Raw genomic sequence first — 12,486 nt, 5'->3', positions numbered from 1 at the left:
TACAAAAATATTTTTGTACAACTTTTCTCGATTAGTCTATCTTGTACATATAATATTTTTGTACAACTGTTGAAGCGGTATGGGAGTGAAAGAATGGACATTCAGTCAGTTGGCAACATTTATCAAAAGTTGAGTAAGGCGAATTTGCATTTGCTCGAAGGGGTTTATCACCAAGACGTGGTGTTTGAAGATGCCGCTCATCGTTTAGAAGGGTGGCCTGCGTTATCCGATTACTTTCAATCACTTTACACCAATGTCATTCGTTGTGACTTCGTTATTCATGACCATCAACAAGTCGGGGAAACTGGCTTCCTCACGTGGACGATGGATCTACAACACCCGAAACTTCAAAAAGGCGCGCCTATCTCGGTAAATGGCGTCTCACATCTCAAGTTCCGCGATGGGCAGGTTATTTATCACCGAGACTATTTCGATTTGGGCGAAATGCTCTACGAAAATCTGCCGCTGCTTGGCTCTGTGGTTAGAACCATTAAACAGAGGCTAGGGCAATGAGCGGTTCCGTACTGATTACAGGGGCGACCTCGGGGATCGGTCGACAACTTGCATTGGACTACGCAAATGCAGGTTGGAAGGTGATTGCCTGTGGACGCAATGAGGCCGTGTTGGCAGAGCTTGTGGACGCGTCGAGGAACATCTCAACCTTACGTTTTGATGTGACGCAGTATGAGGAAACGATCCAAACACTGTCTGAATTGCCTTTTATTCCTGAAAACTGGATTTTCAACGCTGGCGACTGCGAATACATGGATGACGGCGTTGTTGACGCGAAACTCATGGCGCGCGTTATGAACGTGAATGTGGTTGGCGTAGCTAATTGTGTTGAAGCTTGTCAGCCTCGCTTTGAACGTGGTCATCGCGTCGTGATTGTTGGGTCCATTGCATCGGAAGTCGCACTGCCTCGTGCAGAGGCTTACGGCGCCTCCAAAGCTGCGGTGAGTTATTTCGCGCGTACGCTTGCAGTCGACTTGAAGAAGAAAGGGATCAAAGTCGTCACAGTTTTCCCTGGTTTTGTTGAAACGCCTCTCACTGACAAAAACACTTTTGATATGCCGATGATTGTATCGGTAAAGCAGGCTTCTGATGCCATCCGCAAGCAGTTGGATGCAAACAAAAGCCATATCTATTTCCCAGCGAGATTCACTGGCATTTTGCGCTTTATCTCGCTGCTTCCCTACAGCTGGCAAGCACGGCTAACCGCAAAACTCGTATCATAAGAAGGAAGAAGCATGAACGTTGCAGGAAGAAAGAAAATCGCCATTGTTGGTACCGGGATTTCTGGTCTCACTTGTGGCTATTACTTGCATAAAGAACATGACGTAACGTTGTTCGAGGCGAACGACTACATAGGTGGGCATACGGCGACTGTTGACGTGAGCGTTGACGGAAAAGAGTACGCGATCGATACCGGCTTTATTGTTTACAACGACCGGACTTACCCAAACTTCATCAAAATGATGAACGAAATCGGTGTCGAAGGTTTGCCGACCCAAATGAGCTTCAGTGTCAGAAACGACGGTAATGGTTTGGAGTACAACGGTCACACCGTGTCGACACTGTTTGCTCAAAAACGAAACTGGGCAAACCCAAAATTCTACCGCTTTATCTCAGAGATCCTTCGTTTTAACAAACTGGCGAAAAGCTTTGCTAACGATAAATCGACAGACTCTCAGACTCTCGGGGCGTTTCTTGACGAACACGACTTCAGTCCATTTTTTACTGATAACTACATATTACCAATGGGTGCTGCAATCTGGTCATCGACCTTGGCAGACATGCGCGCATTCCCGTTAATGTTCTTCTTGCGATTCTTCCTCAACCACGGATTGTTAGATATCACAAACCGCCCGCAATGGTATGTGATAAAAGGCGGTTCACGTTCTTACATTGGACCGTTGACCAAAGGTTTTGCCGATAATATTCGTCTTAACAGCCCAGTCAAAAAAGTCATCCGTACTGATAACGGTGTTGGTATTGAAGTTCATGGTGAGACGCACTGGTTTGATGACGTTATCTTCGCTTGCCACAGTGATCAAGCAATGCGAATGCTGGGCGACATAAGTTCTACCGAGCAAGAAATCCTAGGCGATATGGCATACCAAGCAAACGAAGTCGTGTTGCATACAGATATTGGCCTGTTGCCAAAACGTAAGGCGGCTTGGGCTGCATGGAATTACCTACTCGATGGCAGTCAAGAAGAGCAAGAGCGTCTTCCTTCTCTGACTTATAACATGAACATACTGCAACACATTCAGTCTGAGCATACTTTCTGTGTCACGTTGAACAGTACGAAAAAAATCAATCCAAACAAGATTCTACGCTCATTCACTTACCATCATCCTGTATTTACCACGGAGTCTATTGCCGCACAGCAACGAAAAGATGAAGTCCAAGGCAAAAAGAGTACTTGGTTCTGTGGCGCCTATTGGTACAACGGCTTCCATGAAGATGGTGTTCGTAGCGCGCTTGATGTCGTTCAAGGGCTAGAAGAAAAATACCGCGAGCAAAAAGTGGTGCCTTTTGAAAAAGGCGCGGCGTGATATGAGTAGCCAGATGAACAGCCGATTGTTTATAGGCAATGTTCGCCACCGTCGATTCACGCCTGTGAGTCATGAGCTGAATTACTCCTTATTCATGCCAGCCATCGACGTAGATGAACTCGAGGCGCTGGAGAAAAATGTTTGGGGCTTTGGGTCACGCTGGTGGCATTGGGCACGTTTTAAGCGCAGTGATTACATTGGTGGTAAAGGATGCATTAAGTCAGCCGTTCAAGACAAACTGGAAGCGCTAACAGGTGTTCGTTTGACGGGAAAAGTGGTTGCCGTTTGTCACCTACGTTACTTAGGGCTCTATTTCAGTCCGGTTAATTTCTACTACGTTTATGACAAGGAGGGCGAGTGGAAGTACCTGCTGGCAGAGGTCAGCAACACCCCTTGGAATGAACGTCATTATTACGTGATAGCGGCAAACGAACAGGATGAAAATTTTGGTTGGGAGCAAGACAAAGCGTTTCATGTCTCGCCGTTTAACCCAATCGACCAACGCTACCATTGGAAAATCAAACCTTTGACAGACAAGTTGAATATCCATCTTGAATGCCACAAAGGTGAAAAACATTTTGATGCCACCATGGCGATGAAAGCTCAGCCACTTTCAAGTAAAACCTTATTGAAGTGCTTGATCGTTACGCCGATTCAAACGGTAAAAGTCATGGTTGGTATTTACTGGCACGCTCTAAAACTTTGGATTAAAGGCGCGCCTTTTTACTCACACCCTAAATATGCTCAACCAAAAAAGACGGGAGCCGAGTCGGTGAGTAAAGACGAAAAGAATAATAAGCACAAGGAGAACTCTGCATGTTAAATACAACTTCTATGGCAATGCCACGTGAATTGACGACGACGCAAAAAGCGGCTCGTGGAGTTCTATTTCAGTGTCTTCAAAAGATGGAAATCGGCTGCTTAACGGTTATTGAGAGCTTCAAAACAGAAACGACAGAGCGCAGTGAGAGATTCTCTACGCCAAATGGGGAATATAATGGTGAACCAGTTGTGGCGACGATTGAGGTCAAACATCCAGGCTTCTACTCTCGAATTTTACAAGGTGGCAGTATTGCAGCAGGTGAAGCTTACATGGACGGCTGGTGGGATAGCCCAGATTTGACGGCATTGATGAAGCTGATGGCTCTCAACATGCGTGCACTGGATAAACTCGAAGAGCAGGGCAGCTGGCTAACAAAACTGCTTTATAAGTTTAGCCATTGGAGCAATCGTAACTCGCAAGAAAACTCCCGTAAGAATATCCATGCTCACTACGACTTGGGTAACAATCTGTATGAAGCATTCCTGGATACCAACATGCTGTATTCGTCAGCGTTGTACAACGAAGCGGATGATTCATTAGAGCAGGCACAAATCAACAAAATGGATCGCCTGTGTCAGCAACTTGAGCTGAAAGCTAGTGATCATGTCATCGAAATTGGCACCGGCTGGGGTGCAATGGCGATTTACATGGCTGAACAATATGGCTGCCAAGTGACGACGACAACCATTTCTGAAGAGCAGCATGCGTACGCGGAACAGAAGATCAAAGAGCGTGGCTTAGAAGACAAAGTCACTTTGCTCAAAGAGGACTATCGTAATCTAACGGGAACCTATGACAAGCTGGTTTCAATAGAGATGATTGAAGCGGTGGGTAAGCAGTTTCTGCCTTCTTACATCAAGAAGTGCGAATCCTTGTTGAAATCGGGAGGCTTGATGGCGATTCAAGCGATCACCATTGCAGACCAGCGCTATGATTACTACAGCAACAATGTCGATTTTATTCAGAAGTACATTTTCCCAGGAGGTTTCTTACCTTCAGTTACCTCGCTAACTCAAGCAACGACCAAATACAGTGACTTGGTTACGCGAGATTTGTTCGATATCGGGCTTGATTACGCCAAAACGCTTAATGAGTGGCATCATCGTTTTAATCAAGCTGAGAGTGAAGTGCGCTCGTTTGGTTACGACGATCGCTTCGTGCGCATGTGGCGTTATTACTTGAGCTACTGTGAGGGTGGCTTTTTAGCTCGCACGATCAGTGCCGTTCACATGACGTTTCAGCGTCCGTAGTTCTTTATGAGAGTGTTTGTTGCATCGACATGGTTCCAACTCTGCTGGTTTGCCGCAGTGCTTGGAACCTATCAATGGCAGTGGCTGACTTTCGTGCTCACGTTGCTTACCCTTGTATACTGCTGGAGAGTAGAGCCTTCTGCTCTCAAGAATATCACCACGATTGTATCCGTTGGTTTGGTGCTAGACACCCTCAACAAGCAATTTTCCGTCTTTATATTCCCAACCACTTGGTTGCCAATCTGGCTTGTTTGCTTGTGGGTTTTGTTCTCTTGGTATGCCTACCAACTTAAGTCAATTTTGTACCGTTTCCCAAAAACCTACGTATCAATAGTAGGCGGTATCGGAGGGACAGCGAGCTACTTTGCTGGCTACAAACTCCAAGCCGTTGAATTTGGATTTAGCGTTGGCGTCACACTTACGATCTTGTTCGTCGAATGGTGTGCAATGATGCTTTTGATACTCAAGGTGTACGGAAATGAAAAGCTTGAAGAGAAATTGGAAACGGAAGCTGACCAGTAGTGTAATGGCTGCCTCCTTGTTCTGTGCGGTGCCTTTGCAAGCTCAAAATGTGGTGGGTTCGAGTGAGACAATAACCACTAGCAATTGGCAACAGTGGCAAACGGTCGGCGAAGCTCAACTTACTTGGTTTGTTTTTGATATCTACAAGTCCCGCCTTAAAGCGCCCGATGGACAGTATTTGGTGTCTAATGATGTTTCTCCCCACCCCTTTGCTTTAGAGATTAACTATCAGCGTGATATTAGCAAAGAGCAGCTGCTCGATGTGACGGATGAACAGTGGCAGAAACTAGGATTTACACAAGCTTATCGTCAGCAGTGGATTTCTGAACTGAACACTATGTTCCCTGATATTAAGAAAGGCGATGAGTTGACTTACCTCACTGATGGTACAAATGGTCAGCTTATTTATCGCAAAGCCGGGAGTGAACCGTATCAAACCGTCGGATATGTGAAAGATGAGCGGCTTAATGATGCGTTTCTTTCGATTTGGTTATCACCGAAAACAGAGTTTCCTAAACTTCGTAAACAACTGATAGGGCAGGTAAGGTAGTGAAATTATTAAAACGAATGCTCAAAGCACCAGTGATTGCTGCGGTAACACTTCTTAGCGCATGCTCTGCTGATATTGATAACTATCAAGCGGCATCACCAACCTTTGATCTGTTTGGCTACTTCGAAGGTGACGTCAAGGCCTGGGGAATGGTGCAGGACTACACTGAGAAACAAACTCGCCGATTTGAAGTCGATATTGTCGGGACGGTTGAAGGTAATGAACTAACGCTGGTGGAAGACTTTGTCTTTGATGATGGCGAGCTCGACCAGCGTATATGGGTCATTACTAAACTCGAAGACGGCACCTATAAAGGCAAAGCGGATGACATTATTGGTGTTGCCACCGGTAAAGAGATGGGTAATGCGCTGCAATGGCAATACGACTTCGAGCTGGAAATGGATGATTCAACCATCACGGTGTCGTTCGATGATTGGTTGTACCGCCAGGATGATATGCACGTGTTTAACCTTACCAAGATTAAGAAGTTTGGCGTTGAAGTAGGGACGATTACTCTTTTCTTCCAGAGGCAATAAAACAGCTAGGAACGCTGCGCTTCGAGATGCGGGAGCGCTTCGCTTTAGGAATCGTGAGTGGGGCGTTGAAGGTTTAACGAAGGGAAGTTGAGTTTAGAAAGTGTTGATAGCAATCGCCACCTAATCTTTTATCCCGAATCTTAGTGTTCCATAGGGCAAAGCCCATTCCCATAAAAAGAAAGGGTTGACGCTTTCACGTCAACCCTCAAAATTATCCGATTCTCGATTCTCGATTCTCGATTCTCGATTCTCGATTCTCGATTCTCGATTCTCTTACAGCTTATCTGTCAGCTCGATTGCTTGACCGATGTAGTTTGCTGGCGTCATCTCTTTCAGACGTGCTTTCTCGTGTTCAGGAAGCTCAAGACCGTCGATGAAGTTACGCATTGCTTCGCCGTCTACACGCTTACCACGAGTTAGCTCTTTTAGCTTCTCGTATGGCTTCTCGATGCCGTAACGACGCATTACTGTTTGTACTGGCTCAGCTAGTACTTCCCAGTTCTTATCTAGTTCAGCAAGAAGTGCTTCGCGGTTTACTTCTAGCTTGCTGATGCCTTTAAGCGTAGAAGTGTAAGCGATGATTGCGTAGCCAACACCAACACCAAGGTTACGTAGAACCGTTGAGTCAGTTAGGTCACGTTGCCAACGAGAGATAGGCAGTTTCTGTGCTAGGTGACCGAATACAGCGTTCGCAAGACCTAGGTTACCTTCTGAGTTTTCAAAGTCGATTGGGTTAACTTTGTGAGGCATTGTTGAAGAACCAATCTCACCAGCAATGGTTTTTTGCTTGAAGTGGCCTAGTGCAATGTAACCCCAAACGTCACGGTCGAAGTCAATCAGGATAGTGTTGAAACGAGCGATAGCGTCGAACAGCTCAGCGATGTAATCGTGTGGTTCGATTTGAGTTGTGTAAGGGTTCCAAGTAACGCCTAGAGACTCAGTGATGAACTCTTCAGAGAACTTGTGCCAATCTAGCTCTGGGTAAGCAGAAAGGTGTGCGTTGTAGTTACCTACTGCACCGTTGATTTTCGCTAGGATCTCAACGTTTTCGATTTGCTTGAATTGACGCTCCATACGGTACGCCACGTTTGCCATTTCTTTACCCATAGTAGATGGAGAAGCAGGCTGACCGTGTGTACGAGATAGTAGAGGAATATCGCGGTATTCCACTGCTAGTGCTTTGATAGCGTCGATTAGGTTACGGATTTCTGGAAGAATCACGTTCTCACGCGCTTCTTTAAGCATAAGAGCGTGTGAAGTGTTGTTGATGTCTTCAGAAGTACATGCAAAGTGGAAGAACTCGTTTACTGCGTGCAGTTCAGGAACGTCTGCTACTTTCTCTTTTAGGAAGTACTCAACCGCTTTACGTCGTGGTTAGTTGTACGCTCGATCTCTTTGATACGGCGTGCATCTTCTTCAGAGAAGTTTGCAGCAAGGTCGTCTAGGAATTGGTTTGCTTCTGCGCTAAACGCTGGCACTTCTGCAATTTCAGCAGTAGCAGCAAGCTTTTGTAGCCAGCGGATTTCAACGATAGTACGGTACTTTAGTAGACCGTATTCACTGAAAATTTCGCGTAACGCAATTGTCTTGCTTCCGTAACGGCCGTCTACTGGTGAAACAGCAGTCAATGCTGACAGTTCCATGATGTTCTCCTGAATTGGGTTTCTAAATTTCGTGAGCTTTATACCAATAACTGTGGCAATTGTCACGAATATTGCGCAAACGTTGCGCGAGATTTGTTTTGGTCTAAAAAAATGAGCTCGCGATAAACGCGAGCTGCTTACTAGATACCTTATTACATTCGAGCAAGAAGGATTTGCGCTTGCTCTACCATCTTTTTGCGTCCGAAGATTAGGTGGCGACGTTTACCGCCAACTTGACGCCAAAGTACTGCACTACGAATACCCGATAACAACAGCGCACGAACTTTGTGCTGGTTAGAGGTTTGTTGCAGTACCGATGGAGTACCAGTTACTTGAATACGAGGACCAATAGGGCTGACTACATCCAAGTAAATGCTTGCTAGGTTGCTGATCATTTGATCATCTAGCAATTCAAAATGTTCCGTTTGACGCTGAGCCATTTGGATGCGATCACCAAGTTGTGACATTGCATCGTTACGACCCGATAGCTTGCGCTCTAATGCCATTAGGCTGATGATGTAGCGAGTGACTTCACTTCCCGATGGGGTGCTATCAATCCCTTTCACCAAGCATTCAAGACCCAGCTTAAGGTCGGCTTCGCGACCGAAAACACCAATGGTGTTCGCTGGGCTAGTATTCAAAATGGCGTTAATTGACGTTTCAAAGGCATCTTGATCACAATGTCCGTCTCTCGCTACCTGTTGAACTAGAGCAACAGCTTGGCAGATACCTGCAAAAGCGATAGTACGGTCATAAAGTGTATTCGCCACGTAACGACTCCTAAGCTTGAGAATATTTAATGCGTTGCTCGATGATGCCGCCACCTAGGCACACGTCATCTTTGTAGAACACAGCTGATTGACCTGGTGTTACAGCAATTTGTGGCTCGTCAAAGATCACTTTAATGTTTTCATCATCGATAGGGATGATTGTACAAGGAATATCTTCCTGACGGTAACGAGTTTTCACTGTGCACTTCATAACATCGCGAATTGGCTCACGATCTACCCAGTGAAGTTGTGATGCAAGTAGACCTTCTGATTTTAGCATTGGGTGGTCTTTACCTTGAACGGCAATCAAAACATTACGTTCTAGGTCTTTCTCACCAACGAACCATGGGTCTTCGTTACCACCGCCACCTTTGCGGCCACCGATGTGCAGACCTTTACGCTGGCCTAATGTGTGGTACATCAAGCCTTGGTGTTGACCAATCACTTCGCCTTCAGGCGTTTCGATGTTGCCTGGTTGAGCTGGAAGGTAGCGACCTAGGAATTCTGTAAACTTGCGTTCACCGATGAAACAAATACCCGTAGAGTCTTTCTTCTTCGCTGTGATCAGATCTTGCTCTTCTGCGATGCGGCGTACTTCTGGCTTCTCTAAATCACCGACAGGGAATAGGCTACGTGCAATTTGCTCGTGGCTTAATGTGTACAGGAAGTAGCTTTGATCTTTGTTGCTGTCTAGGCCGCGTAGCATCTCTGGCTTTTCACCGTTCTCTGGGAAAGAGCGACGCACGTAGTGACCCATTGCAATGTAATCAGCGTCAAGCACTTCATCAGCGAATTCTAGGAATGCTTTGAACTTGATTTCTTTGTTACAAAGAATGTCTGGGTTTGGTGTACGGCCTGCTTTGTATTCAGCAAGGAAGTACTCAAATACGTTATCCCAGTATTCAGCAGCAAAGTTGATGGTGTGTAGGTGAATGCCTAGCTTGTCACATACTGCCTGAGCATCAGCAAGATCTTCTGCTGCTGTACAATATTCTTCGTTGTCATCTTCTTCCCAGTTCTTCATGAACAGGCCTTCTACTTGGTAGCCTTGTTGCTTTAGAAGATACGCAGAAACAGATGAATCAACGCCGCCGGACATACCGACGATGACTTTCTTTTGGCTGTTATCAGACATTACTAAACACCACTAAAATTAACGGGACGCAGATTCTACCAGAATCCACTGACCGGGGACAGATCCGAGATCGAAATCACACTTCGATTTTGATGTAAATTTCACCGAAAACAAACCGTGTGTGAGAATTCGATAAGTATAGAAGGGTTATATATGGCATAGTTGGCAAAAATCCAAGAGGAAATATCAAATGACCGAAGAAAACCAATTTATGCAAGAAGCTGAGTTGATTGAAATTGTTGAAAACCAGCTCGAAGATGGCAACCCAATAAAAGTAAAAGAAACCTTAATGCGACTAATGATGACAGGTACGCCACGTGAAGATGCCGTTGCAATGATGGCTTGTGCAATGTCGATTGAGATTTTTGACGTAATGAAAAATGGTGGTGAGTTCAATCTAAAACGCTATACCGAACACCTCGAACAGCTGCCAGATTTAGGTTTCATGGAAGGCGAATAGAGCGTTAGAAAATAAAAAGCAGGGTGCAAACGTTTGCTATACTCGCTTTTATTGCTGCTTTATTGTCAGCGGTATAGAATCCGTTCTCCTTTTCATCCCTTACTCAGACTAACAATATGAAATTTCCTGGACAACGCAAATCCAAGCACTATTTTCCTGTTCATGCTCGCGACCCATTAGTGAGCCAAGCACAAGAAAGCAAGAAGATGACGCGCACTCATATCATCGGCATTGATCAAACGCTGGTTGATATTGAAGCGAAAGTGACAACGGAAGTGATTGAAAAGTACGGTTTGAGTAAAGGACACTCATTGGTAATCGATGATGCGACAGCTGAAGCACTTTACCAACAATTAAAAGAAGACTGCCTAATTACTAACGAGTATGCAGGTGGTACGATCGGTAACACGCTACATAACTACTCAGTATTGGCAGATGACCGTTCGACGCTTTTAGGTGTAATGAGCCAAGATATCAAAATCGGCAGCTACGGTTACCGTTACCTATGTAACACATCTAGTCGTATGGACCTGAACTACCTACAAGGCGTTGATGGTGCAATTGGTCGTTGTTTCGCTCTTATTACTGAAGATGGTGAACGTACTTTCGCAATCAGCGAAGGCCAAATGAACCAACTTCACCCAGACAATATCCCTGAGAAAATCTTCAAGAGTGCATCTGCTCTGGTTCTTACTGCGTACCTAGTTCGTTGTAAAGAAGGCGATCCAATGCCTGAAGCAACGATGCGCGCGATTGAATACGCGAAGAAACACGATGTACCAGTGGTATTAACACTAGGTACTAAATTCGTTATTCAAGACGATCCAACATTCTGGCAAGAGTTTATTCGCGACAACGTATCTGTTGTAGCAATGAATGAAGATGAAGCAGAAGCGTTAACGGGTGAATCTGACCCATTAGCTGCTTCAGATAAAACGCTTGAATGGGCTGACCTAGTACTTTGTACAGCAGGCCCTGTTGGCCTATTTATGGCAGGTTACACTGAAGACAGCGCTAAGCGTGAAACGTCATTACCTTTGCTTCCTGGCTCTATTGCGGAATTCAACCGTTACGAATTTAGCCGACCTGCGAAGAAAGACTCATGCGAAAACGCAATTAAAATATATTCGCACATCTCGCCTTACATGGGTGGTCCTGAAAAGATTAAGAACACCAATGGTGCAGGTGATGCAGCATTGTCTGCGGTTCTGCACGATATGGCTGCAAATAAATACCACAAAGAAAATGTGCCTAACTCAAGCAAGCACAATAATGAGTATTTAACTTACTCTTCATTCTCTCAAGTTTGTAAATATGCAAACCGTGCGAGTTATGAGGTGCTAGTACAGCATTCTCCACGTTTATCTCGTGGCCTTCCTGAGCGTGAAGATAGCTTGGAAGAAGCATACTGGGAACGTTAATTTATTATGTTGAATTAGCCAACCTATCACATACGAAAAATGGCGCATTTTGAATGCGCCATTTTTGTATCTATTTATAAATAAAAAGGTTCCACTAGGGAACCTTTTTAAATTTCATAAATCTATTATTAGATTAGGAAATCGTCTAGAGATTTACCTGCATCAAGTTGCTCTTGGATTGCAGAAGGTGTACGACCTTGGCCAGTCCAAGTTTTTTCTTCGCCGTTAGTATCAGTATATTTGTACTTTGCAGGGCGAGGAGCACGCTTAGATTTTGCTTTAGTTTTTGTTTCACCAGCAAGTGCACTAATTAGCGCTTCAACGTCGATACCGTCTTGAGCGATTTTTTCTGCGATAGCTGCTAGTTTCGCTTCTTGCTCAGCTTGTGCTGCGCGGTCTGCTTCTTCTGCTTCTTTACGCTCTTCAACAACGATAGTTAGTTTATCTAGAGCTTCTTCCAATTGCTCTAGAGTTAGCTCACGAGAAAATGCACGGAGGCTACGGATATTTAGAAGTGTTTTAGTCAGCTCAGACATAACGATTCCTATTAATAGGTTAAAAGTTTCTACATTGCTTATCGAGACGATAAATAAAATGCGAATCTAGATTTAAAAATTAGTGTCCTTATATTTAACTTTATCTTTCTCATATGTGCAAATGCTAATTCATGATTTAGATTAAATTTCTTTAGTTTTTTGGGGGCGAAACAATATTAATTAATCAATTTGAAATCTAATTAGTCATTTCCAACACTTTTCTCTTTATAGATACCATCTTTTTCTCGATCACCTTCATGTTTATTTATCGCTTGAATTTAA

At 44.7% G+C, this 12,486-nt stretch carries 13 protein-coding genes and 1 pseudogene; 10 read left to right on the top strand and 4 right to left on the bottom strand.

Annotation, left to right across the window (positions count from 1 at the left end; translation table 11 throughout):
- Window positions 1–93: 93 nt before the first annotated feature.
- The 8 genes from KHO06_RS11785 to KHO06_RS11750 are packed head-to-tail and all read left to right on the top strand — an operon-like array spanning window position 94 to window position 6,239.
- Window positions 94–513 (top strand): nuclear transport factor 2 family protein, encoded by a 420-nt coding sequence (locus tag KHO06_RS11785; protein ID WP_005427506.1) that lies wholly within the window; start codon window positions 94–96, stop codon window positions 511–513.
- Window positions 510–1,235, top strand: coding sequence for an SDR family oxidoreductase (locus KHO06_RS11780; protein WP_005528835.1), 726 nt, complete (start codon window positions 510–512; stop codon window positions 1,233–1,235). Before KHO06_RS11785 ends, KHO06_RS11780 begins: the two co-directional genes overlap by 4 nt.
- A gap of 12 nt (window positions 1,236–1,247) precedes the next feature.
- Complete coding sequence (locus KHO06_RS11775; RefSeq protein ID WP_081233904.1) at window positions 1,248–2,558, top strand: NAD(P)/FAD-dependent oxidoreductase; 1,311 nt, start codon at window positions 1,248–1,250, stop codon at window positions 2,556–2,558.
- Between the two features lies 1 nt (window position 2,559).
- Complete coding sequence (locus tag KHO06_RS11770; protein WP_050910473.1) at window positions 2,560–3,381, top strand: DUF1365 family protein; 822 nt, start codon at window positions 2,560–2,562, stop codon at window positions 3,379–3,381.
- Complete coding sequence (locus KHO06_RS11765) at window positions 3,375–4,631, top strand: cyclopropane-fatty-acyl-phospholipid synthase family protein (protein ID WP_162093504.1); 1,257 nt, start codon at window positions 3,375–3,377, stop codon at window positions 4,629–4,631. Before KHO06_RS11770 ends, KHO06_RS11765 begins: the two co-directional genes overlap by 7 nt.
- A 6-nt stretch (window positions 4,632–4,637) precedes the next feature.
- Entirely contained in the window at window positions 4,638–5,153 is a 516-nt protein-coding gene (locus KHO06_RS11760) for a DUF2878 domain-containing protein (protein ID WP_038889521.1), read from the top strand.
- Window positions 5,110–5,703, top strand: a complete 594-nt coding sequence (locus tag KHO06_RS11755) for a chalcone isomerase family protein (protein ID WP_045368520.1) — start codon at window positions 5,110–5,112, stop codon at window positions 5,701–5,703. The genes KHO06_RS11760 and KHO06_RS11755 overlap by 44 nt, the downstream gene beginning before the upstream one ends.
- Before the next feature lie 17 nt (window positions 5,704–5,720).
- The gene (locus KHO06_RS11750) at window positions 5,721–6,239 is read left to right on the top strand and encodes a DUF3833 domain-containing protein (protein WP_212582475.1); all 519 of its coding nucleotides are present in this window, start codon (window positions 5,721–5,723) and stop codon (window positions 6,237–6,239) included.
- Between the two features lie 273 nt (window positions 6,240–6,512).
- Here the strand turns inward: KHO06_RS11750 and purB are convergent.
- The 3 genes and pseudogenes from purB to mnmA form a co-directional block, all read right to left on the bottom strand.
- Window positions 6,513–7,882 (bottom strand): annotated as a pseudogene (purB, locus tag KHO06_RS11745) (adenylosuccinate lyase).
- 152 nt (window positions 7,883–8,034) lie between these two features.
- Window positions 8,035–8,652 (bottom strand): high frequency lysogenization protein HflD, encoded by a 618-nt coding sequence (hflD, locus tag KHO06_RS11740; RefSeq protein ID WP_005427511.1) that lies wholly within the window; start codon window positions 8,650–8,652, stop codon window positions 8,035–8,037.
- Between the two features lie 10 nt (window positions 8,653–8,662).
- On the bottom strand, window positions 8,663–9,787 hold the full coding sequence (gene mnmA, locus KHO06_RS11735; protein ID WP_038889518.1) for a tRNA 2-thiouridine(34) synthase MnmA: 1,125 nt from the start codon (window positions 9,785–9,787) through the stop codon (window positions 8,663–8,665).
- A 190-nt stretch (window positions 9,788–9,977) separates the two neighbouring features.
- Here mnmA and KHO06_RS11730 point away from each other — a divergent pair, with 190 nt between their 5' ends.
- Window positions 9,978–10,247: a hypothetical protein gene (locus KHO06_RS11730; RefSeq protein WP_005528818.1), complete on the top strand. Its 270-nt coding sequence runs from the start codon at window positions 9,978–9,980 to the stop codon at window positions 10,245–10,247.
- A 116-nt stretch (window positions 10,248–10,363) separates the two neighbouring features.
- Complete coding sequence (locus KHO06_RS11725; RefSeq protein ID WP_005427518.1) at window positions 10,364–11,668, top strand: inosine/guanosine kinase; 1,305 nt, start codon at window positions 10,364–10,366, stop codon at window positions 11,666–11,668.
- Between the two features lie 128 nt (window positions 11,669–11,796).
- Here KHO06_RS11725 and KHO06_RS11720 read toward each other — a convergent pair whose 3' ends face one another.
- Window positions 11,797–12,204 carry an H-NS family nucleoid-associated regulatory protein gene (locus tag KHO06_RS11720; protein ID WP_005427520.1) on the bottom strand — a complete coding sequence of 136 codons (408 nt, stop codon included), beginning with the start codon at window positions 12,202–12,204 and terminating at the stop codon, window positions 11,797–11,799.
- Window positions 12,205–12,486: the final 282 nt, after the last annotated feature.

This window comes from Vibrio sp. B1FIG11, from assembly GCF_905175335.1.
GTDB classification, from domain to species: Bacteria; Pseudomonadota; Gammaproteobacteria; order Enterobacterales; family Vibrionaceae; genus Vibrio; species Vibrio campbellii.
This window is presented reverse-complemented; position numbering and strand designations above follow the sequence as displayed.

What these genes read in the sequence shown, in the direction of transcription:
- KHO06_RS11785 (WP_005427506.1), top strand. Translation starts at nt 94, where the DNA reads ATGGACATTCAGTCAGTTGGCAACATTTATCAAAAGTTGAGTAAGGCG.
- KHO06_RS11780 (WP_005528835.1), top strand. Translation starts at nt 510, where the DNA reads ATGAGCGGTTCCGTACTGATTACAGGGGCGACCTCGGGGATCGGTCGA.
- KHO06_RS11775 (WP_081233904.1), top strand. Translation starts at nt 1,248, where the DNA reads ATGAACGTTGCAGGAAGAAAGAAAATCGCCATTGTTGGTACCGGGATT.
- KHO06_RS11770 (WP_050910473.1), top strand. Translation starts at nt 2,560, where the DNA reads ATGAGTAGCCAGATGAACAGCCGATTGTTTATAGGCAATGTTCGCCAC.
- KHO06_RS11765 (WP_162093504.1), top strand. Translation starts at nt 3,375, where the DNA reads ATGTTAAATACAACTTCTATGGCAATGCCACGTGAATTGACGACGACG.
- KHO06_RS11760 (WP_038889521.1), top strand. Translation starts at nt 4,638, where the DNA reads ATGAGAGTGTTTGTTGCATCGACATGGTTCCAACTCTGCTGGTTTGCC.
- KHO06_RS11755 (WP_045368520.1), top strand. Translation starts at nt 5,110, where the DNA reads ATGAAAAGCTTGAAGAGAAATTGGAAACGGAAGCTGACCAGTAGTGTA.
- KHO06_RS11750 (WP_212582475.1), top strand. Translation starts at nt 5,721, where the DNA reads ATGCTCAAAGCACCAGTGATTGCTGCGGTAACACTTCTTAGCGCATGC.
- mnmA (WP_038889518.1), bottom strand. Translation starts at nt 9,787, where the DNA reads ATGTCTGATAACAGCCAAAAGAAAGTCATCGTCGGTATGTCCGGCGGC.
- KHO06_RS11730 (WP_005528818.1), top strand. Translation starts at nt 9,978, where the DNA reads ATGACCGAAGAAAACCAATTTATGCAAGAAGCTGAGTTGATTGAAATT.
- KHO06_RS11725 (WP_005427518.1), top strand. Translation starts at nt 10,364, where the DNA reads ATGAAATTTCCTGGACAACGCAAATCCAAGCACTATTTTCCTGTTCAT.
- KHO06_RS11720 (WP_005427520.1), bottom strand. Translation starts at nt 12,204, where the DNA reads ATGTCTGAGCTGACTAAAACACTTCTAAATATCCGTAGCCTCCGTGCA.